This window comes from Pseudarthrobacter sp. LMD1-1-1.1, assembly GCF_040676255.1.
Taxonomy (GTDB): Bacteria; Actinomycetota; Actinomycetes; order Actinomycetales; family Micrococcaceae; genus Arthrobacter.
The window spans coordinates 15,870-36,655 of the sequence record NZ_JBEGHP010000024.1 but is presented as its reverse complement, the minus strand read 5'-3'; the positions used below and the strand labels follow the sequence as shown (position 1 = coordinate 36,655).

Here is a 20,786-nt window from a genome sequence, read left to right as displayed (position 1 = left end):
CCGGCAGGCTAATTCACTGCAGTTGCGTCACCGCGGCTGCTTGATTCCGGTTGCGTCGCTCGGCTGATTCGCTGCAGCCAGGTCCCGGCTGCATCACTGCGGCCGGGACCTGGCGCGCTTCAGGGCCCTGTGCAATTTCACATTCGCCGCCTCCAGCTCCAGGACCTTGGCAACGCCTGCCAGGTTCAGCCCCTCCTCGAGGAGCTCGCCGATCCGCTGCAGTACGGCAATGTCGTCATCGCTGTATTGGCGGGTGCCGCCTGCCGTCCTCGATGGCGTCAGCAGCCCCTTGGTTTCGTACAGCCTGATGTTCTGCTGCCCGGTTCCCGTGAGCTCCGCGGCCACCGAGATGGCGTACAGGGCCCGTGAGCCGGCGGAGCGCGCAGGCCGTCCCGCATCAGGTTCTGCCATGTGTACTCCCAAAAATCGCTGCGGCCCGTGTCTTGCTTCAGTTTCCCACGAGTGCTATAAAAAATCTATATCCACCACCATAGATTAGGTGATGGTGGAGCAGACGCAGATCAACACTTGGAAGCTGAAGGAGTGGGAAATGATGTTGATGCGTACGGACCCGTTCCGTGAGCTGGACCGGCTCACGCAGCAGGTCTTTGGGACTGCCGCCCGTCCGGCCGCCATGCCCATGGACGCCTGGCAGGAGGACGGCGAGTTCGTGGTGGCGTTCGACCTTCCCGGAGTGAAGGTGGATTCGCTGGACCTGAACGTCGAGCGAAACGTCCTGACTGTGCGGGCCGAGCGCCAGGACCCCACGCAGCCCAATGTGGAACTGGTGGCCTCTGAGCGTCCCCGCGGCGTGTTCAGCCGCCAGCTGATCCTGGGTGACACCCTGGACACCGACAAGATCAAGGCCAGCTACGACCAGGGCGTCCTGACCCTGCGGATACCGGTTGCAGAACAGGCCAAGCCGCGCAGGATCGAAATCCAGACCCAGCAGGGCGGGATGCAGCAGATCAACACGTAGGGCTTTCCTTCGCGTGCCCCTGCCGGCCCGGCAGGGGCACCGGCGGAGCAGGAGGCTGGCATGAATGACGTCCCCGATTACTACACCATCCTCGGCGTGGGCCGGGATGCCACCCGGCAGGAAATATCCCATGCGTACCGGGCCCTCATGCGCAGCCACCATCCGGACATGGACGGCGCGCAGGCGGACGGGAACAATCAGCCAGGGGGGAGCCAGCCGGCGGTGGCGCGCAACCCCGGGCAGCGTGACGAACTCCTGAGGATCATGCAGGCGTTCAACGTGCTGCGTGACCCCGGGCGCCGGGCCGAGTACGACCGGAGGCTGACGGCGGCGGTGCCCACCATCGTTCCGGTCCGCAAAGTCCGCAGCACCGGCGGCCCGTCCGGGCCTCCCATCCGTGTCACCCCCGTGCGGTGGGAGAGCGGGCCCTGGGCCTGAAAACGGCCCCGGCCCTAAAGCTGGTCCTGAATCCGGCCCTGAAGCGGGCCCTGAACCCCGGAAAACCAACCAACGCAGTGCCATTCATCCAAGGAGGCGGAAAGCTGCATGAGCGACTGGCGGCGCTACGATTCACACCTCATTCCCGCATTCCATGAGCGCTTTGAGCAGCGCTGGGGTCCGGGAACCGCGCCCTTCCTGGACCCCGAGGCGCACGAACAGCCGCTGCCGCGCGCGCAGTGGATCAACCCTGCCACCGGTGCGGCCTTGGCGGTGGTCCCGGTCTGGACGGCCGAAGAGAGGCAGCAGCGTTCCTTCGGCGTGTTCTACCTGCCCCCGGCGGGGGACATCTGGGTCCTGCGGCCCGGGTACACCGGCTACCTGGAACCGTCCGACGGCGATTCCGAGCACCTGGTGACCCTGCGCAACGACGCCTTCCGCAAGGCAGTGGCGCACGCCAAGGAGTTCCTTTTCGGTTCACAGTAGCCGCCGGTGCCCGCCGCGGAGTTGCTGCTCGTCAGCCGTCCTGCGCTGTGACATTCTGGGACGTACCCAAACCACCGTGACCAAAAGGCTGGACCCCAATGCACATCACCGCCAAGGACCTCGCAGCGCTCATCCCCCCGGGGTTCACGCTTGGCGTCGCAACCGCAGCATTCCAGATTGAAGGGGCGCTGGATGAGGATGGCCGCGGGCCCTCGGGGTGGGACAGGTTCGCGGCCAGGCCCGGCGCCATCGTGGAGGACCACAGCCCCGTCGTGGCCACGGACCATTACCACCGGATGCCGCAGGACGTGGCCCTCCTGAAGCAGCTGGGCGTCGATTCCTACCGGTTCTCCTTCTCCTGGCCGCGCATCCAGCCCGGCGGGACCGGGCCGGCCAACCGCGCAGGGCTGGCGTTCTATGACCGGCTCCTGGACGAGCTCCTGGCCAACGGCATCTCGCCCATGGCCACCATCTACCACTGGGACACGCCCCTGGAACTGGATGAAGCAGGCGGCTGGATGAACCGGGACACCGCCTACCGGCTGGGGGAGTACGCCGCGATCGTGGCTGAGTCGTTCGGGGACCGGGTGGCACGCTGGGTCACCATCAACGAACCGGCCACCGTGAGCGCGAATGGCTATGCATTCGGCCTGCACTCACCCGGCAAGGAGCTGGCCCTGGGCGCCTTCCCCACCGTCCACCACCAGCTGCTGGGCCACGGGCTCGCCGTCCAGGCCCTGCGCGCTGCCAAGGTGCCGGGCGAAATCGGGATGACCAACGTCTACTCGCCCATGGTGCCGAACTCGATCAACCCGCTGGACAAGATCAGCGCCGGGGTTATGGACCTGGGCCAGAACCGGCTCTACGCGGACCCGGTCCTGACGGGCAAATACCCCGACCTGATCCGCGCCGCAAAGTTCTTCAGCTCCTTTGAACACCCCGACGAGGACATGGAGATCATTTCCCAGCCCCTGGACTTCTACGGGCTCAACTACTACATGCCCACCAAGGTGGCGGCGGGGCCAGGCAGCGGTACAGTGCCGTCAAGCATGGCGGAAGCTATGGGCAGCGACCTCAACGCCACGGGCAGCGGTGCCACGCCATTCCACGTGGAAGCCTGGCCGGAAGCGGACATCACCGCCTACGGGTGGCCGGTCAAGCCGGAGTACATGGCCGTGGCCCTGAAGGAGATGGCGGATCGGTATCCCAACCTGCCGCCGGTGATCATCACCGAAGGCGGCGCCAGCTTCGAGGACATCATCGTCCGGGACAAGTCCACCAACACCCGGTTCATCCCGGACGAGCGGCGGCTGAAGTACATCTCCGACCACCTTGAAACCGCACTGCGGGCCACGGCCCCCGGCGGCGTGGCAGAGTCCGTTGACCTGCGTGGCTACTACGTGTGGTCCTTCCTGGACAACTTCGAGTGGTCCGCCGGCTACAAGCAGCCCTTTGGCCTGCTGCACGTCGACTTTGAAACACTGGACCGCACGCCCAAGGCATCCTACTTCTGGTACCAGGAGCTCATCGAGGAACGTGACCTGGCTGCCGCTGCTGACGCCACCATCGCCCAGGCCGTGGTTCCGGATCTGCTCGGCAGTGGGGATGTGCTGGACCGTGAGGATTTACTGGACAGCGGGGATTTGCTGGACAGTGGGGATTTGCTCGACAACGGGGAGCTGTTGGGCAATGAAGCGCCCGACGACGGCGCACCCCTGGGTGCCGGGGCGTAGGACGCAACGGGGCCGGCCCCGGAATGGTCAGCCCCGGAGCAGGTCCAGCATGGCGAGCTGCTTGGCGATGCCGGCGCCGTCCGGGGAGTAGATCCACGGCACCCGGGAGGTGGTGTGGTCGCCGTCCTCGGAGTGGCCGCCGGCGAAGACCGATTCGCTGACGGACAGCTGCCGGATGGCGATGGCCGCAACCTTTTCCGGGTTCCCGGCGGCGAAGGCGGAGTAGATGGCCTCATCATGCTGGCCGTTGTCGCCGATCAGGAGCCACCGCATGTCCGGGAATTCCTCGGCAAGCCGCTCCAGGTTGCGGTGCTTGTGGTCCTGGCCGCTGCGGAACCAGCGGTCCTGGGTGAGGCCCCAGTCCGTCAACAGCAGCGCGCCCTTGGGGTACATGTTGCGGGTCAGGAAGCGCCCCAGCGTGGGGGCGGCGTTCCAGGGGCCGGTGGACAGGTAGATGACCGGAGCCTCGGGGTGCTCAATGGTCAGCCGGTCCAGCAGCACGGCCATTCCCGGCGTGGCCATGCGCGCCCGTTCGCTGAGCACGAAGGTGTTCCACAGCGCCAGGAACGGCCGGGGCAGGGCGGTCACCATGACGGTGTCGTCAATGTCGGAGACGATGCCGAATTGCACCCCGGGCGCGATGACCTGGATCAGTGCTTCCGCCGGCTCGGTTCCCTCGGCGCGCAGGACTGCCGTATGCCAGCCGGGGGACAGCTGGACATCCACCTCGGTGTCGATGAGTCCGCCCCGGTCCGCCGTGACGTGGGTGACCACGTCGCCGATGGTGATTTCGACGTCGGTAAACTGCAGCGGCACCCCGGTGAAGGCGCGCCAGCCCCGGATGTTCTGGTTCCCGTTTTTCGCTTCGTGCTCGGCTTTGCTCCCCGGCAACGGCTTCTGGGTCAGCAGCACCCGCCCCAGCACCCGTACCCGGGTGGTGGAACCGTAGCCCTGGTAGGCGATGGTTTGGGGCACGAAGTCCCACCGTTTGGCGAGGGTGATCCGGACATCGTTGACCGCATCAGAGAGCCTGTGCGCCAGCCGGAAGAACTGGCTTCCCGACAGTGCGTACTGGCCTTTTTTGTTCTGCCGCGGTGTGTGTGCCGTGTCCGGGGCTGGGTTCTGCGGAGCCGTGTCCATGCCCTAACTCTGCCACAGGGCGGCAGCAGGCATCAGCTGACGCCCAGGAAAGCCCGCAGGGTCTCGGCGTTCCGCACAGCGTTCCCGCCGCCGTCGTTGTTGAAGTAGGCGTACACGTCGATGCCCGCGCCGTCCCACTCGCGGATCCGGTCTGCCCACCAGTGCATGTCGGCGTCCGAGTAGGAGCCGCCGTACAGGTGCTCGTGATCCGGCCCGTGAAGCCGGACGTAGGCGAACGGCGCGGTGGTGCGCAGGATGCAGGGGAGGTTGGCGCCGCTCATGATGCAGTAGGCCGCCTGGTGCCGCTCCAGCAGGGCGAACACGTCGGGGCAATCCCAGCTGGGGTGCCTGAACTCCACGGCCACCCTGATCCAGGAGGGGAGCGCGGCCAGGAAATAATCCAGCCGGGCGTCGTCGCGCTCCAGCTGCGGCGGCAGCTGGACCAAGAGCACGGCCCGTTTGTCCCCCAGCTCATGCCAGCACCTGGTGATGCGCTCAATCCACACCTCCGGTGAATAGAGCTTGCGTGCGTGGGTCAGCCCGCGGGGTGCCTTGACGGACATGCTGAATCCGGGCGGGAGGCGCCTGTTCCAGCCTGCGAAGGTGGTGTCCCTGGGCCACCGGTAGAAGCTGGCGTTCAGTTCAACCGTGCTGAACCTGGCGACGTAGCACTGGAGCCTGTCCCGGACGGGCAGCCCGGGCGGGTACAGGACGTTCTCCCAGTGGTCGTAGCTCCAGCCGGAGGTGCCGATGCGGATAGCCATTTGCCTCAGGCTACACCTGCACATTCCCCTTCCCTTCGGAGCCCTGTGTGGCAGGGTAATGTCATGGCGCGAATCGAAGACTATGCGGTAGTTGGCGACCTTCAAACAGGGGCGCTGGTCAGTAAGGAAGGCTCCATTGACTGGCTCTGCCTCCCGCGGTTCGATTCCCCGGCGTGCTTCAACGCGCTGCTGGACACCCCTGACTCGGGGCGCTGGCTGCTGGCGCCGGAGGGCGGCGGACAGTGCACCCGGCGGAGCTACCGCGACGGAAGCCTGGTGCTGGATACGGAGTGGGAGACGCCGGACGGAACGGTGCGGGTCACGGACTTCATGCCGCCCAGGGATTCCGTTGCTGACATTGTCCGCATCGTGGAGGGCATCAGCGGCACAGTCAAGATGCACGGGGAGCTGGTCCTGAGGTTCGACTACGGCCACATCGTGCCATGGGTCCGCAAGGACAAGCGCGGGCTGCACGCCATTGCCGGCCCGGACGCCGTCTACCTGGTCACCCCTGCGCCCCTGCACGGCGAGAACATGCACACCATCAGCGACTTCACCGTGAGCGCCGGCGACAAGGTGCCGTTCGTGCTCACCTGGGCACCAAGCCATGTGGGCCGGCCGGTCAGTGTTGATGCCGAGGACGTCCTTGACAGCACCTACGCATTCTGGCGGGGCTGGTCCTCGCAGTGCACCGTCAAGGGAAAATACCAGGACGCGGTGGTCCGATCCCTGGTGACGCTCAAGGCGCTCACCTATGCCCCCACCGGGGGCATCGTCGCCGCCGTCACCACATCCCTTCCGGAGCAGCCGGGCGGCCAGCGGAACTGGGACTACCGCTACTGCTGGCTGCGGGATGCCGCCATGACCCTGCAGGCCCTGCTGGCCGCCGGATACACCGCCGAGGCGGCCGCCTGGCGGGACTGGCTGCTCCGGGCCGTGGCCGGCGACCCCGCCGACCTGCAGATCATGTACGGAATCCATGGCGAGCGGCGGCTGCCCGAGATGGAGCTGCCCTGGCTGAAGGGCTACGAAAACTCGTCACCTGTGCGGATCGGAAACGCGGCTGCGGAACAGTTCCAGCTGGATGTGTGGGGCGAGGTCCTTGACTGCCTCGCGCTGACCCGGAACTCGCTGCTGAAGCACACGGATGAGGCCTGGGACGTGCAGATCGCCCTGATGGAGCACCTGGAAACCATCTGGGACCAGCCGGACAACGGGCTCTGGGAGATGCGGGGGCCGCGCCGGCACTTCACCCACTCCAAGGTCATGGCGTGGGTGGCCGCGGACCGGATGGTGAAGGGCGTGCGGGAGTCCGGGCTGCCGGGCCCGGTGGAGCGCTGGGAGGCGCTGCGGGAGCAGATCCGCGGGGACATCATGGCCAACGGGTTCGATGCCAGGCGCAATACGTTTGTGCAGTCCTACGGCCGGCCGGAGCTCGATGCCAGCCTGCTGCTGATTCCCAGGGTGGGTTTCCTGCCGAACGACGACCCCAAGATCATAGGAACCATCGACGCCATTCAGCGGGAGCTGACCCAGGACGGTTTCGTGCTGCGGTACAAGCCGGAAGAGAGCGACGACGGCCTGCCGGGTGACGAGGGCGTCTTCCTGGCGTGCTCATTCTGGATGGTGGAGGCGCTCCTGGGGGCGGGGCGCCACGAGGAATCGCGCGAGCTCTTCGAACGCCTGCTGGAACTGCGCAACGACGTGGGGCTCCTGAGCGAGGAGTGGGCGGTGAAAGCCGGGCGCCAACTGGGTAACACACCGCAGGCATTCAGCCACTTCGCCCTTGTGACTAGCGCCCTGGAGCTTCATCAGGATACGGTTCGGCGCAGTGACACCCCCCTTCCGTCTGCACAGGCGGATACGCGCTGAGGCGGCGCGGACGGGGCTGGAACTTCTCCTTCGCAGGATAGATAAGTATACTTACTAACACCTCATGGAGTGCTCCCAAGCACAGTGCCGTGATTGACGGAGGAGTGATAGTTATGGCCGGATTTTTTGAACTCGTGGATGCCCCTGACGGCGGTTATCGGATCAGGCTGATGGACGGAAGCGGGAACCTGATGGCCATCTCGGTTACCTTCCCCACCAAGCGGGCCGCTGTGGCGGGCGTTGCGATGGCCCGGGAAATTGCCGGCACGGGCCTGATCCGGGACAAGAGCCTGGACGGCGCCGGATCCGTCATCCGGGAACGCGTCCGGCCGGTCAGTTCTCCCAAGGAGGAAGCGGCCAAGCTGAAAAAGGCCCCCGGCGCCCGACGGGCAGCGGTGGGCTGATGGCCGAATCCACCACACCTCCTGGCGGACCCCGCCGGGGGGTCCTGTTTGACGTCGACGGTACGCTGATCGACTCGTCGTACATCCACACCATCGCCTGGTGGAATGCCTTCCGCCAGTATGGCCACGACGTCCCCATGGCAGCCATCCACCAGCTCGTGGGCATGGGCGGCGCCCGGCTGGTGGACACCCTCCTTCCGGATGGCCGGAACCGGGATGAGGATGAGGACATCATGGCCAGCCATGGCGCGCTGTATGCCTCGCACTGGCCCTCGCTCCGCACCCTTGATGGCGCCAAGGACCTGCTGGGCCAGTGCCATGCCGGAGGCCTGGCCGTGGCCCTGGCGTCCTCGGCGCGGGAAAGGGACCTGCAGGTCATGCGCTCCGTGCTGGACGCCGACCCCTTCATTGATGCCGCCACCAGCGCCAACGACGCGGAGGAGAGCAAGCCTGCACCGGACATCCTGGAAGCCGCCCTGGAGGCCGTGGGTGTCGGGGCTGCCAATGCCGTTTACGTGGGCGACGCTGTATGGGACATGAAGGCGGCGGGCGCGCTGGGCATTCCTGCCATTGGACTTACCTGCGGTGGAATCCAGGCGGCACAACTCCGCGAAGCGGGTGCCGTTGAGGTCTTCGACGGGCCGCGCCAGTTGCTGCAGAACCTGGGCTCAAGCGCCATCGGCCGGCTGCTTGCGCTGCAGCCGCACCGCTAGGAAGGCTGACCGGCCTACAGTGGCTGGCCGCCCGGCACGGAATCCTCGTCGCCGGCGATGGCGGGCTTTGTCCACGACACCACCACCTTCACCGAGCCGTCGTCGTTCCGCTCGATGTCGGTGGCCACCTCTGTGGCCGGCGCCCCCATTTCCCGGACGCGCGTGCGGTAGGTGCTGACCAGTTCCGCCAGGCTTTCTTCCGTCCATTCACCCGGACGCATGCGGGTGGAGATCTCGACCGGTTCCGGCTGGTACAACGACATGGCGTTCCTCTTTCGCGTGGTCTTCCCTTGGTCCCTTCCTACGCTAGGAGCAACCGACGGCGGCCACAAGCTTTTAATCAGCATGCTTACTTTTTTCGCCCAAAACAGATAGCGTCGAAGAAAGGGTGCCCGCGGGTGCCCTGCCCCGCCCCGGGAGAACCCCAGGGGCACAGCAGACGAAAGGGAGACTGTGAAAGCACTGACGTGGCAAGGAAAGCGGTCGGTAAGCGTTGAAGAAGTGCCCGATCCCGTCATCCAGGAACCCACGGACGCGATCGTCCGGATCACCTCCACCGCGATCTGCGGCTCCGACCTGCACCTCTACGAGGTCCTGGGCCCCTACATGCACAAGGGCGACGTCATTGGCCACGAGCCGATGGGCATCGTGGAGGAAGTAGGCAGTGGCGTTTCGAATCTCCGCAAGGGTGACCGCGTGGTGGTTCCGTTCAATATTTCCTGCGGCTCCTGCTACATGTGCAAGCAGGGCCTGCAGTCCCAGTGTGAGACCACCCAGGTCAAGGAAAAGGGATCCGGTGCCGCCCTCTTCGGCTACTCCGAGCTGTACGGGTCAGTCCCCGGCGGCCAGGCCGAGTACCTGCGCGTGCCGCACGCCGATTACGGGCCCGTGAAGGTGGGCAGCGAGCTTCCGGACGAACGCTACCTGTTCCTTTCCGACATCCTCCCCACCGCCTGGCAGGCCGTGGGATACGCGGACGTCCCGGCGGGCGGCACGCTCGCAGTGTTCGGCCTGGGGCCGGTTGGCCAGTTCGCCAGCCGCATCGGGGTGCACCGCGGTTTCCGGGTTATTGGCATCGACCCCGTCGTTGAACGGCGGGAAATGGCGGCACGGCACGGCGTGGAAACGCTCGATTACAGCAAGACCATTGGAGACGAACTCCGGGACATGACCGCCGGGCGCGGCCCGGACGCGGTGGTTGACGCCGTCGGCATGGAAGCCCATGGATCCCCGGTGGCAGGATTCGCCCACCAGGCGCTGGGCCTCCTGCCCGACAAGCTGGCCCAGAAGGCGATGGAGACCGGCGGCGTGGACCGACTCGCGGCCCTGCACGCCTCCATCGACGCGGTACGCCGCGGCGGCACGCTGTCCCTGAGCGGCGTGTACGGCGGACAGGCCAGCCCCATGCCGATGCTCACTATGTTCGACAAGCAGCTCCAGGTGCGCATGGGCCAGTGCAATGTGCGTCGCTGGACCGATGACATCCTTCCGCTCGTGGAGGACGACGGCGATCCGCTCGGTGTCATGGACCTGGTCACCCACCGTTCGGGCCTGGACGGGGCGCCTGCCCTGTACGAGAAGTTCCAGAAGAAGGAAGACGGCTGCATCAAGGTGGTCCTGAACCCCGGCGCCTGACCAACAGCACCAACAGCAGAGGCCGTTATGGACACACCATAACGGCCTCTGCTGTCTGGGCCCGGATGGGTCAGGAGCGCTTAGGTGAGCTTCACCTGGCGGTTCATGTCCTTGTAGAGCAGGTAGCGGAATTCACCGGGGCCACCTGCATAGCAGGCCTGCGGGCAGAAGGCGCGCAGCCACATGAAGTCGCCCGCCTCCACCTCCACCCAGTCGTTGTTCAGCAGGTACATGGCCTTGCCTTCCAGGACGTACAGGCCGTGTTCCATCACATGCGTTTCGGGGAACGGGATGACCCCGCCTGGCTGGAACGTCACGATGTTCACCTGCATGTCATGGGCGAGGTCGTTCGAGTCCGTGAACCGCGTGGTCTTCCAGACGTCATTGGTGTCCGGCATGGACGTGGGCTCCACGTCCTTTTCGTTGGTGACGAAGGACTTGGCCTCGTACCCTTCCAGCCGCTCGTAGGCCTTGCGGATCCAGTGGAAGGACACGACCTCGTCCGAGACGTTTTCCAGGCCCCATTCCGAACCTGCAGCCAGGTAGGCGTAGCCGCCCTCCTCCAGCGGGTGCAGTTCGCCGTCCAGGGTGAGGTTGACCTTGCCCCGCGTCACGAAAATGACGCCCTCCACTCCGGCCTCGAATTCGGCCTTCGGGGCCCCGCCGCCCGGGCCGATCTCGACGATCAGCTGGGAGAAGGTGGTGGCGAAACCCGAGATGGGACGGGCGATGATCCACGACCGGGTGTTCGAAAAACCCGGCAGGTTGGACGTGACGATGTCCGTCATGACGCCCTTGGGGATCACCGTGTAGGCCTCGGTGACGATGGCCCGTTCGGTGGTGAGGTGGGTCTGCGGCGGGAGTCCGCCGCTGGGGGAGTAGTACTTGCCCATGAAAGGAATCCTTTGCTTAGGAGTTGGAAGTAGTGGCAAGCCGCGGATGGGCCAGCGCCGTGAGCTGCGGAAGTCCGACGCCGGCAAGCGCCTGGACTTCCTCCGCACCCACTGCGCCGCACTGGACGCCGCGCAGGACGAACGCGGCCAGGGCGCGGGCGGTGGCGGGCTCGTCCATCACGCCGCCTTCGGTCCGCTCCACGTAGTTGCGCAGGCGGGCGGCGGCGGCCGGCAGGCCCTCGCGGTAGAAGGCATAGGTGGCTGCGAAGCGGCTGGGCAGCTGGGCCGGGTGCAGGTCCCAGCCCTGGTAGTAGCCCCGTTCCAGCGACCTTCGGACCAGGCGCCCGTGCAGCTGCCAGGCGTTCTCCACGTTGTCGCCCACCGGGATGATGTTGGTGGACCCGTCGGAGAGCCGGATGCCGGTGCCTGCCACGGCGAGCTGCATGACTTCCTTGGCGAAGTCGGCAACCGGGTGCTCCATGGACTGGTATTCGGCGGAGATCTGCAGCGACGCCGAGTAGTCGTAGGTGCCGTAGTGCAGGCCGCTGATCCTGCCGGGGACGGCGTGCGGGAGCTGCGCCACCGGTGACGTGCCGTCCGGGCCCAGGATCAGCTGCGGCGTTTCCACCTGCACCTCGAACCGGAGTTGGCCGGCGGCCAGCCCGTGGATCTCCTCGAGCCGGGAGACCGCATAGTCCATGGCCTGGACCTGGGCCACCGTGGTGACCTTGGGCAGGGTGAGGACCAGGCCGTCCGGCAGTTCGCCGGCTGCGGCCAGGCCGGACACGAACAGGTCGAGCGTCCGCAGGCCACGGGCCCGGGTGGGAGCCTCAAAGCACTTGAAGCGGATGCCGATGAACGGGGGAGCGGACCCCGCCGCCACGGCCTGGGCCACCACGGACGCTGCCGCAACCGCTGCGGCGTCCTCGGCGTCGTCGCCCCGGTCCCCGAACCCGTCCTCGAAGTCCAGGCGCAGGTCTTCGATCGGCTCGCTGGAAAGCTTCGCTTCGACCCGCGGGGCTACAGCCTGTGCCAGCGCGGCGTCCTGGCCCAGCAGTTCGCAGAGTTTTCCGAACCCGCCGTGTGCTTCGGCCGTCGCGGTTGCCTGGGCGCCCCAGTCGGCCGCGAACGACGCCGTGAAACGGTCCGCGGGGACGTACACCGTGTGCACGGGCTGGCGGGAGCCGTCGTCGCCCGGGTAGTTCTGTTCCAGCAGCCGGTCCGTGGCAGCAAGCTGCCCGTCGATGTGCGCGAGGTCCCCCGCGGAGAGCGAGGACTTGGGTGCTGCCATTTCAGCCCACCAGCTCGTAGGCGGGCGTGGTGAGGAAGTCGGTGTAATCATCCGACAGGCAGATGTCTGCGATCAGTTCGCTGGCCGGCTGGTAGTAGCGGCGGAACGCCTCGTCCCCGAATTCGGTGCGCAGCCGCTCGGTTTCCTCCGCCAGGATCTTTTCCACCAGCTCCCTGGTGACCGTGTTGCCGGTGTCCGCGAGGATGGACTTGTTGCGGATTTGCTGCCACACCTGCGAGCGGGAAATCTCGGCCGTGGCGGCGTCCTCCATGAGGTTGTGGATGGCCACGGCGCCGTTCCCGGACAGCCACACGGCCGTGTAGGCAACGGCCACGTAGAGGTTCAGGCGCAGGCCGGCCTCGGTGACCTGGCCGCCGGCGGACTGGACGTCCAGCAGCTGCTCCGCGGTGACCGACACCTCGGGCCGCTGCTTGTCCACCTGGTTGGGCTTGTCGCCGAGCACGGAGTCGAAGACTTCGCGGCAGGTGGGCACCAGGTCCGGGTGGGCAACCCAGGAGCCGTCAAACCCGTCGTTGGCCTCGCGGGTCTTGTCCGCGCGGACCTTCTCGAAGGCGGCCTCGGTGACTTCGGGGTGGCGCCGGTTGGGGATGACCGCGGCCATGCCGCCCATGGCGAAGGCGCCGCGCCGGTGGCAGGTCTTGACCAGGAGTTCGGTGTAGGCGCGCATGAACGGGGCGGTCATCGCCACAGACGCGCGGTCCGGCAGGACGAATTCCTCGCCGGCGTCCCGGAAGTACTTGATGATGCTGAACAGGTAGTCCCAGCGCCCGGCATTGAGGCCGGAGGCGTGGTCCCGCAGTTCATAGAGGATCTCGTCCATCTCGAACGCCGCCGGGATGGTCTCGATCAGCACCGTGGCGCGGATGGTGCCCTGGTGCAGTCCGAGGAAGTCCTGGGCGAAAACGAACACGTCGTTCCACAGCCGCGCTTCGAGGTGGCTTTCCATCTTCGGCAGGTAGTAGTACGGGCCCTGCCCGTTGAGGACCAGTTGTTTGGCGATGTGGAAGAAGTGCAGGCCGAAGTCCACCAATGCGCCCACGGCGGGTTCGCCGTTGACCAGGAGGTGCTTCTCCTGCATGTGCCAGCCGCGCGGGCGGGCCACCACGACGGCGAGCGGCGCGTCGGTGCGGAGCCGGTATTCCTTGCCTTCCTCCGAGGTGTAGCTGAGCGTGCCCTGGGCGGCGTCGCGGAGGTTCAGGATGGCGTCGATGACGTTGGCCCAGGTGGGCGTGCTGGCGTCCTCGAGGTCCGCCAGCCACACCTTGGCGCCGGAGTTCAGGGCATTGATGGCCATCTTCGCCGGCGAGGCGGGTCCGGTCATCTCCACCCGGCGGTCCTGCAAAGCTGCCGGTGCGGGCGCAACCTTCCAGTCGCCGTCGCGCACGTCCTGGGTCTCCGGCAGGAAGTCCAGCTTGCCCGTTTCCGCCACGCGCTGCCGCTTGACGGCGCGGGCTGCCAGGAGCTCGTTGCGGGTGCCGGCGAACCGGTTGTGGAGCTCCTCAACGAAGGCCAGCGCCTTGGGCGTGAGGATCTCCTCTGCGCGGTTGATCGGACGGGGATCGGTGACGGTGATGGCCATTTCTGGTCCTTTCCTTTGGCTGGAAGTCGGGCGGTCAGGCGGAGGCCAGTGCAGGCTCCGCGGCGGAATCGGCCGGTTCGGCAGCCGTTGCCACATTTGAGGCGTGTGCCGCGGCGGCCACTGCTGCCGCGACGTCGGCGGTCACGTGCGGATCGAAGATGCTGGGGATGATGTAGCTCGCATTGAGCTCATTATCATTCACCCGGTTGGCGATTGCCTCGGCAGCGGCCACCAGCATGTCCGGGGTGATGTCGCTCGCCCCCACGTCAAGGAGCCCGCGGAACAGGCCGGGGAAGGCCAGGACGTTGTTGATCTGGTTGGGGAAGTCGCTCCGGCCCGTGGCCACCACGGCGGCGTGCCGGGAGGCGATGGCCGGATCCACCTCCGGAGTGGGGTTGGCCATGGCGAACACAATGGCGTCTTTCGCCATGGACGCGATGTGCTCCTCCTCCAGGATGTTCGGGGCGGAGACGCCGATGAAGACATCAGCGCCCACCAGGGCCTCGTGCAGGCTGCCGGAGAAGCCTTCCTGGTTGGTGTTTTCCGCGATCCAGGTGCGGTGCGGATCGTTGTACGCCTCACCCTTGTGGATGGCACCGGAGCGGCCCGCGGCCACAATGTGCCGGGCACCCTGGGCCTTCAGCAGCTGGATGATGGCAGAGCCGGCGGCACCCACCCCGGAGACCACAATCTTGACGTCCGCGATCTTCTTGTCCACCACGCGCAGGGCGTTGACCAGGGCAGCGAGGGTCACGATTGCCGTGCCGTGCTGGTCGTCGTGGAACACCGGGATGTCCAGTTCCTCGCGCAGGCGGGCCTCGATCTCGAAGCAGCGGGGCGCGGCGATGTCCTCCAGGTTTACGCCGCCGAAGACCGGTGCCAGGAGCTTGACGGTGCGGATGATTTCCTCCGTGTCCTGGGTGTCCAGGCAGACGGGCCAGGCGTCGACGTTGGCGAACTGCTTGAACAGGGCGGCTTTGCCCTCCATGACCGGAAGCGCCGCGGCGGGGCCGATGTTGCCCAGGCCCAGCACCGCCGATCCGTCGGTGACCACGGCCACCGTGTTGCGCTTGACGGTCAGGTTCCGCGCGGCGGCGGGGTCCTCGGCGATGGCCAGGCAGACGCGGGCGACGCCGGGGGTGTAGGCCCGGGAGAGGTCGTCACGGTTGCGCAGGGGGACCTTGGGGACCACCTCGAGCTTGCCGCCCAGGTGCATCAGGAAGGTGCGGTCCGAGACGTGCTGGACCGTGACGCCGTCGAGCGCGTTGAGGGCGTCCTTGACGCGGGCGGCGTGCGCGTCGTCGGTGGTGTTGCAGGTGACGTCAACCACCAGGGTCTCGTGGTGGGACTCGGTGACGTCAAGAGCGGTGATCGCGGCGCCGGCAGCTCCCACGGCTGCGGCGAGCTCGCTGGTGGCGCTGAAGCTTGACGGTGCTTCCACGCGCAGGGTGATCGAATTTCCGGGGCTGGGGTTCGCCATTGAATGTCCTCCTGATTGGGCCGGGTCCGGCTTCTGCTCTAATCCGAATGTTTTCGTATTATGGATATTATTATCTACTTTATGGAAACACAACCCCTCCCAATGCGACTGTACGCCCGCATCGCCGTGGGGACGGCCGTGCTGTATCTTGGGTGTTCTAAGCAACTCTTTTCACGATGCGGATAAGAGTTGTCGGATTCCGAGCCACAGGAGACAACGGAATGGCAGAAAAAGCGTCCGGTGGGGTGCAGTCGGTGGAGCGCGTCTTCGAACTGCTGGAGCTCATCACTGATGCCGGCGGCGACGTCACCCTCAGCGAGCTCTCGTCCTCCACCGACCTGCCGCTGCCCACCATCCACCGCCTGCTCCGCACCCTGGTGTCGCTGGGCTACATCCGCCAGCTGCCCAACCGGCGCTACGCGCTGGGCCCCCGGCTCATCCGCTTGGGTGAGGGGGCCAACAAGCAGCTCGGTGCGCTGGCGCAGCCCCAGCTGAAGATCCTGGTGGACCGGTTGGGGGAGACCTCCAATATGGCCGTGCTGGATTCCGACATGGTGATCTACGTGGCGCAGGTGCCTTCGCTGCACTCCATGCGCATGTTCACCGAGGTGGGCCGGCGTGCCCACACCCACGCCACCGGCGTCGGGAAGGCCATCCTGGCCCAGCTCGACGACGACACCGTCCGCGGCATCGTTGCCCGCGCCGGAATGCCCACCCCCACCCCCAAGAGCATCGGCGACGTGGAGGAACTCCTGGCCGACCTCAAGCTCATCCGCGAGCGGGGCTACTCCATCGACGAGGAGGAGCAGGAGCTCGGCGTCCGCTGCTTCGCCATGGCAGTGCCCAACGCCCCCACACCCACCGCGATCTCGGTCTCCGGCCCGGTGTCCCGGGTGGATGAAGACTTCGCTGACAAGGCCGTGCCGATCCTTCGGGAAGCGGCCGAGGCAATCTCCCGCGAGCTCAACCGCACCTGACACGTCACAGCAGCGGACGACGGCGGCCCGCACCTTCGCTGGAAGGTGCGGGCCGCCGTCGTTCGCGCTGTCCTTGCTAATGTTCTGGCGCCTTTTCGGCTGACTGGACGGGGACTTCCTTGCCGTCGCAGTCGATCAGCTTGCCGTTTTCGAACCGGTCACCTTCTGCCAGGCAGTGGAGGTCCTCGGCGCGCACCAGCCGTTCGGTGCCGGCCACGAAGACGGACTGGTTGTCCGAATTGCCGGCCCGGAGGTGGTTGAACAGCAGGTTCAGCAGGATGGCCATCACGGCGGCGGAGCTGATGCCGGAGTGGAAGATGGTGCCGAACCACGTGGGGAACTGGTCGTAGAAGGTCGGGGCGGCGATGGGGATCATCCCGAAGCCGATGGAGGCCGCCACCACGATCAGGTTCATGTTGTTCTTGTAGTCCACCTTGGACAGGGTCCGGATGCCGCTCGCCGCGACCGTCCCGAAGAGTACGACGCCGGCCCCGCCCAGGACGGGGGTGGGCACCGCTGCGACCACACGGCCCAGGATTGGCAGCAGGCCAAGGACCACCAGGATCACGCCGCCGGCGCTGACCACGAACCGGCTCTTGACGCCCGTGATGGCCACCAGCCCCACGTTTTGGGCGAAGGCGCTCTGGGTGAAGGAGTTGAAGAGCGGGGAGACGGCGCTGGAGAGCATGTCCGCGCGCAGGCCGTTGCCGATCCGCTTGGAGTCCACCTTGGTGCCCACGATCTCTCCCACCGCGATGATGTCCGCGGAGGTCTCCGTGAGGGTGACCAGGATGACGATCAGCATGGAGATGATGGCGGCGATCTCAAACGTGGGCGGGCCGAAGGCGAAGGGGGTGGGGAAGGCGACGATTTCGCCCTGGCCCACCTTGGAAAAATCGGCCATGCCGAAAACGACGGCGATCAGCGTGCCAAGCACCATGGCCAGCAGGATCGACAACCGCGAAATGGCGGCGCTGCCCACCTTGCTCAGGAGCAGGACGATGCCCATGGTGGCTGCGGCCAGGCCGATGTTTGCCACGCTGCCGTAGTTGGGTGCCTTGTTGTTTCCGCCCATGGCCCAGTTGGCTGCGACCGGCATCAGCGTCAGGCCGATGGTGGTGATCACTGTGCCGGTGACGACCGGTGGGAAGAACCGGATGATCTTCGAGAACAGCGGCGTGATCAGCAGGCCAATCAGGGACGCTGCGATGACAGAGCCGAAGACAGCCTGGATTCCGCCGCCGCCGTGGACGATGGCCACCATGGTGGAAACCCCTGCGAAGGACACGCCCTGCACCAGGGGCAGCTGGGAACCGAAGAAGGGGACGCCGACGGTCTGCAGGATGGTGGCCAGGCCGCCAACGAAAAGGCAGGCAGCAATGAGCAGGCCGATGTCCTGGGAATTCATTCCCGCGGCGGCGCCGATGATCAGGGGCGGGGCGATGATGCCGCCATACATGGTGAGGACGTGCTGGAAGCCGTAGGCAAACATGCTTCCGATCGGGAGCCGCTGGTCTTCCGGACGGGCCGGCCGGGCGCCTCGCTGGGCGGCGGAAGGGGCCAGTTTCTTCTTGATGTTCATGGCAGACTTTCTTGGTTCATGGCAGACGTCATCGTCTGGCTAACTGGTGTCTGGCTAACAGGTAAGGCTGTGGGAGGTGCTTCAGGGTTTGGCGGTTGAGCCTGCGGGTCGCGAAAACCCGGCAGGCTCAACCACCTGGTGGAGTGCTTTAGCAGAAGCCGGCGATGCCGGACCAGGCCGCCGGGGCTGCCGCTGCATCGTCGCGCTGGACGGTGGCCTCGATCAGGCCGTACGGACGGTCGGCCGCGAAGAAGACCTCGTTGGGGTTGTCCAGGCCGAACGGCGAGAGGTCAACCAGGAAGTGGTGCTTGTTGGGCATGGAGAACTTGATCTCGTCGATTTCGCTGTGCGCCTCAAGCACCTTGGTCCCCATGTCGAACAATGTCTGCTGCAGGGCGTGGGAGTACTTCTCCGTGAAGCCTTCGAGCAGGAGGCCCTTGACGTCGTCGTAGCTCTTGTTGAAGTCCAGCGCGCTGAAATCGGTGCCGGTCTTGAAGCGCCAGCGGGCTGAAACGTCCGTTGCCAGGATGCGGTCGGTGGTCTCGGGCAGGGTGGTGTAGCGGTCCTGGGGGTAGCCGACAAAGCCCGACTGGGTGGACTTGAGGACGGTCAGGTCCTTCAGTCCGGAGATGAGGTGGCTGGTGGCGCCGTCCCGGACCAGGACCGCGGTCCGGACTTCCTGGCCGTTGCGGACGAACGAGTGGTCGTGTTCGCTGCCGTGGGCCTGGATCCGGTCCCAGGCGTAGGACTCGGCTTCCCAGCGTCCGCCGGTGACCCAGTCGAAGCTGGAGGTGAAGTGCTCCCCGAGGCGCAGGAGGAACTCTTCCGGCGAGCCGATGCCTTCCCGGGCAAAGGCGTAGATGGTGTTCTTCTGGGTGTCGGTGGCCACCACGTGGGCGTTGTCGCCCTCCAGGTGGGCCGCTGCAAAGTCGCCGCGCAGCTGCGAGGTGACATTCAGGTCCTCAATCTCGTGGCGGTTCGTGTCGCGGGTGATCTTGACGACCCGCACTTCTGCCTTGCCGTACTGGTTTTCGCCGAGGATGATCTTGCTGCTCATGGTCTTTTCCCAACTTCCGGTAAGTGGAACCTAGGTTCCATCACTGAAATTAAGCGCGCGTTTCATGCGCGTTTCCGATGGAGCCGACCCAACAAAAAAGAGCCGGCATCCGTTGATGCCAGCTCATTACGACCCTGCCTGCTGCTCCCAGGTTACGTGACCTGCGCCACGAGTTGCATACCAGCGTACCCCTGCAATCCGGTGGTGTACATCACAGACTGAAAATTCCGTTTGTGACCGTCCGGGCGCCGGGAGTGTAGGGCTGACCTCTTGACCGCCTCCCAGTGCCCGCCTATTCTTTTCACATAGCAGAAATTGCTTTCCATAATATGAAAAAGGAGGTTCCGATGTACCAGCAAGACAACCATCCTGTTCCGGCAGCACCGTCCGCAGGGCCCGGTGCGCAGGAGTTCTACCTCCCCCTCGGCGGAGGAGTCGACCCTGATCTGTACGTGCCGGAGGAGCGCCTCCACTCCACCGGGCGCCTGTCCCGGTGGATCCAGTCGCTGCGTACCCCCGCCGTGAAAGCGCGTAAAAGCCGTCCCTAAAGCTGAGTAGCCGCTACTCGGGACTGGCGTGGGAAATTCTTCTAGCCTTGCACGATAGACAGCCGACCGTGGGCTTGGAGGCTTCGTCCTTGGTCTGGCCATCGCCATTACGTGCGAGGGAAGGACAGCGATGCCACAAGCCACAGCCCGCCTACTGCAGGTCCTGTGCTGTGTGCTGGTCGTTGCAGGGCTCTCGGGCAGTGCCATGCTGCAGGCGGGGCAGCCTGATGCCTCACCGCCCGGACAGGAGGCGTCGGTGGCCGGTACCGACCCCGGGCCCGCGCTTTCAGATTCCACCGGTGGCACTGGTGCGGAACAGCCGGCCGCTCCGGGCGGGCCTGACGCGCCCGCTGCCCAGCCGCCGGCAGCGGAGCAGCCCAGCGCGGAAGAACCGGCCAAAGCCCAGGAAGCCCCCGCCGATGGCCCGGTAAGTGAAGCCCTGGTCAAGGGCACCCCCGTTGTGGCCAGCAAGGAGGGCGGTCCGCTCGGCCCTCCGGGAGCGTGGAAGCTGGTGCTCGATGAGGAATTCGACACCCTCAACACCAGTCTTTGGACTCCCTACTGGTTCCGTGACTGCCATCCCGGATCGACAAAGAACGGGGTCAAGACCTGTTCCAGCAATGTCAAAGTGGAGAACGGAAACGCGGTCCTGCAGCTGTCCGACGCAGAATCGGGCGCGCTGCTGTCCACCAATCCCAAGGACGGCGTTCCGGGCCATGTGGGGTTCCAGTACACCACCGGCTACGTTGAGGCCCGGATCTACTTCCCGGGAACCTGCTCGGGCGGTATCTACAACTGGCCGGCCTGGTGGACCACCGGCCAAAAGTTCCCCGCAACCGGCGAGATCGACATTGCAGAACCCCTCGCCGGGACCATGACCACGGTCTATCACTCTGCGGACAGGGATCCCGCAAAATGGTTCATTGGATGCTGGGCGGGCGGCTACCACACCTATGGGGTGCACCGGAAGGCCGGCGTCAACGACGTCTACTTCGACGGGAAGCTTGAGTTTTCCTACCCCACCAGCGACGGCAATGCTCCGCACTACCTCCTCCTGAATGTCGGCATCAACCCAGACAAACTGGTCCTGGGCAAAACCGGAGCCATCAAGGTGGACTGGGTGCGGGCCTGGCAGTAGCCCGGAACCTGCCCTCCGGCTGCCAGTACCCCAGTTGCCGGTTCCCCGCGTGCTCG

Annotated in this window: 21 protein-coding genes; 11 read left to right on the top strand and 10 right to left on the bottom strand. The window is 66.0% G+C overall.

The annotated features are described in order from the left end of the window. Positions 1 to 93 precede the first annotated feature (93 nt). A complete protein-coding gene (locus tag MRBLMD1_RS16520) occupies positions 94 to 411 on the bottom strand; it encodes a MerR family transcriptional regulator (protein ID WP_159630611.1) in 318 nt (105 codons plus the stop codon). Positions 412 to 553: 142 nt separating this feature from the next. Here MRBLMD1_RS16520 and MRBLMD1_RS16515 point away from each other — a divergent pair, with 142 nt between their 5' ends. From MRBLMD1_RS16515 to MRBLMD1_RS16500, 4 genes are all read left to right on the top strand, one after another. Beyond that, the gene (locus MRBLMD1_RS16515; protein ID WP_159635154.1) at positions 554 to 979 is read left to right on the top strand and encodes an Hsp20/alpha crystallin family protein; all 426 of its coding nucleotides are present in this window, start codon (positions 554 to 556) and stop codon (positions 977 to 979) included. Positions 980 to 1,039: 60 nt separating this feature from the next. Then, positions 1,040 to 1,417 (top strand): J domain-containing protein, encoded by a 378-nt coding sequence (locus tag MRBLMD1_RS16510; RefSeq protein ID WP_159630613.1) that lies wholly within the window; start codon positions 1,040 to 1,042, stop codon positions 1,415 to 1,417. Positions 1,418 to 1,525: 108 nt separating this feature from the next. Next, positions 1,526 to 1,903, top strand: coding sequence for a hypothetical protein (locus MRBLMD1_RS16505; protein ID WP_159630615.1), 378 nt, complete (start codon positions 1,526 to 1,528; stop codon positions 1,901 to 1,903). Positions 1,904 to 2,001: 98 nt separating this feature from the next. Then, positions 2,002 to 3,636, top strand: a complete 1,635-nt coding sequence (locus MRBLMD1_RS16500) for a glycoside hydrolase family 1 protein (protein ID WP_364401552.1) — start codon at positions 2,002 to 2,004, stop codon at positions 3,634 to 3,636. 27 nt (positions 3,637 to 3,663) lie between these two features. On the opposite strand, the gene MRBLMD1_RS16495 is transcribed toward MRBLMD1_RS16500, so the two are convergent. After that, positions 3,664 to 4,776: an App1 family protein gene (locus tag MRBLMD1_RS16495; protein ID WP_224027069.1), complete on the bottom strand. Its 1,113-nt coding sequence runs from the start codon at positions 4,774 to 4,776 to the stop codon at positions 3,664 to 3,666. 32 nt (positions 4,777 to 4,808) lie between these two features. Continuing rightward, complete coding sequence (locus MRBLMD1_RS16490) at positions 4,809 to 5,540, bottom strand: DUF72 domain-containing protein (protein WP_364401549.1); 732 nt, start codon at positions 5,538 to 5,540, stop codon at positions 4,809 to 4,811. 63 nt (positions 5,541 to 5,603) lie between these two features. On the opposite strand from MRBLMD1_RS16490, the gene MRBLMD1_RS16485 reads away from it, so the two are divergent. The 3 genes from MRBLMD1_RS16485 (at position 5,604) to MRBLMD1_RS16475 (ending at position 8,529) form a co-directional block, all read left to right on the top strand. Beyond that, positions 5,604 to 7,412 (top strand): glycoside hydrolase family 15 protein, encoded by a 1,809-nt coding sequence (locus MRBLMD1_RS16485; protein ID WP_159630621.1) that lies wholly within the window; start codon positions 5,604 to 5,606, stop codon positions 7,410 to 7,412. Between the two features lie 113 nt (positions 7,413 to 7,525). Continuing rightward, entirely contained in the window at positions 7,526 to 7,816 is a 291-nt protein-coding gene (locus MRBLMD1_RS16480) for a hypothetical protein (RefSeq protein WP_364401545.1), read from the top strand. Continuing rightward, positions 7,816 to 8,529, top strand: a complete 714-nt coding sequence (locus MRBLMD1_RS16475) for an HAD family hydrolase (RefSeq protein ID WP_364401542.1) — start codon at positions 7,816 to 7,818, stop codon at positions 8,527 to 8,529. Before MRBLMD1_RS16480 ends, MRBLMD1_RS16475 begins: the two co-directional genes overlap by 1 nt. A 14-nt stretch (positions 8,530 to 8,543) precedes the next feature. Here MRBLMD1_RS16475 and MRBLMD1_RS16470 read toward each other — a convergent pair whose 3' ends face one another. Continuing rightward, positions 8,544 to 8,792 carry a hypothetical protein gene (locus MRBLMD1_RS16470; RefSeq protein ID WP_224027065.1) on the bottom strand — a complete coding sequence of 83 codons (249 nt, stop codon included), beginning with the start codon at positions 8,790 to 8,792 and terminating at the stop codon, positions 8,544 to 8,546. A 190-nt stretch (positions 8,793 to 8,982) separates the two neighbouring features. Here MRBLMD1_RS16470 and MRBLMD1_RS16465 point away from each other — a divergent pair, with 190 nt between their 5' ends. Beyond that, a complete protein-coding gene (locus tag MRBLMD1_RS16465; RefSeq protein ID WP_364401539.1) occupies positions 8,983 to 10,164 on the top strand; it encodes a zinc-dependent alcohol dehydrogenase in 1,182 nt (393 codons plus the stop codon). A gap of 80 nt (positions 10,165 to 10,244) precedes the next feature. Here MRBLMD1_RS16465 and MRBLMD1_RS16460 read toward each other — a convergent pair whose 3' ends face one another. Genes MRBLMD1_RS16460 through MRBLMD1_RS16445 form a run of 4 tightly spaced genes read right to left on the bottom strand, consistent with a single transcriptional unit; the run spans position 10,245 to position 15,428 of the window. Continuing rightward, complete coding sequence (locus tag MRBLMD1_RS16460) at positions 10,245 to 11,057, bottom strand: bifunctional allantoicase/(S)-ureidoglycine aminohydrolase (protein WP_159630628.1); 813 nt, start codon at positions 11,055 to 11,057, stop codon at positions 10,245 to 10,247. 16 nt (positions 11,058 to 11,073) lie between these two features. After that, complete coding sequence (locus MRBLMD1_RS16455; protein ID WP_275182238.1) at positions 11,074 to 12,348, bottom strand: DUF6986 family protein; 1,275 nt, start codon at positions 12,346 to 12,348, stop codon at positions 11,074 to 11,076. A 1-nt stretch (position 12,349) separates the two neighbouring features. Continuing rightward, entirely contained in the window at positions 12,350 to 13,948 is a 1,599-nt protein-coding gene (gene aceB, locus MRBLMD1_RS16450) for a malate synthase A (RefSeq protein ID WP_224027061.1), read from the bottom strand. A 34-nt stretch (positions 13,949 to 13,982) separates the two neighbouring features. After that, a complete protein-coding gene (locus MRBLMD1_RS16445) occupies positions 13,983 to 15,428 on the bottom strand; it encodes an NAD-dependent malic enzyme (protein WP_275182240.1) in 1,446 nt (481 codons plus the stop codon). Between the two features lie 221 nt (positions 15,429 to 15,649). Here MRBLMD1_RS16445 and MRBLMD1_RS16440 point away from each other — a divergent pair, with 221 nt between their 5' ends. Then, complete coding sequence (locus MRBLMD1_RS16440) at positions 15,650 to 16,405, top strand: IclR family transcriptional regulator (RefSeq protein ID WP_159630636.1); 756 nt, start codon at positions 15,650 to 15,652, stop codon at positions 16,403 to 16,405. 76 nt (positions 16,406 to 16,481) lie between these two features. Here MRBLMD1_RS16440 and MRBLMD1_RS16435 read toward each other — a convergent pair whose 3' ends face one another. After that, positions 16,482 to 17,987 (bottom strand): nucleobase:cation symporter-2 family protein, encoded by a 1,506-nt coding sequence (locus tag MRBLMD1_RS16435; protein ID WP_364401533.1) that lies wholly within the window; start codon positions 17,985 to 17,987, stop codon positions 16,482 to 16,484. A 148-nt stretch (positions 17,988 to 18,135) separates the two neighbouring features. Continuing rightward, complete coding sequence (pucL, locus tag MRBLMD1_RS16430) at positions 18,136 to 19,044, bottom strand: factor-independent urate hydroxylase (protein ID WP_364401531.1); 909 nt, start codon at positions 19,042 to 19,044, stop codon at positions 18,136 to 18,138. 347 nt (positions 19,045 to 19,391) lie between these two features. Between pucL and MRBLMD1_RS16425 the strand changes: the two genes are divergently transcribed. Then, a complete protein-coding gene (locus MRBLMD1_RS16425; RefSeq protein WP_159630642.1) occupies positions 19,392 to 19,592 on the top strand; it encodes a hypothetical protein in 201 nt (66 codons plus the stop codon). Between the two features lie 130 nt (positions 19,593 to 19,722). After that, the gene (locus MRBLMD1_RS16420; protein ID WP_364401528.1) at positions 19,723 to 20,730 is read left to right on the top strand and encodes a glycoside hydrolase family 16 protein; all 1,008 of its coding nucleotides are present in this window, start codon (positions 19,723 to 19,725) and stop codon (positions 20,728 to 20,730) included. Positions 20,731 to 20,786 lie beyond the last annotated feature (56 nt).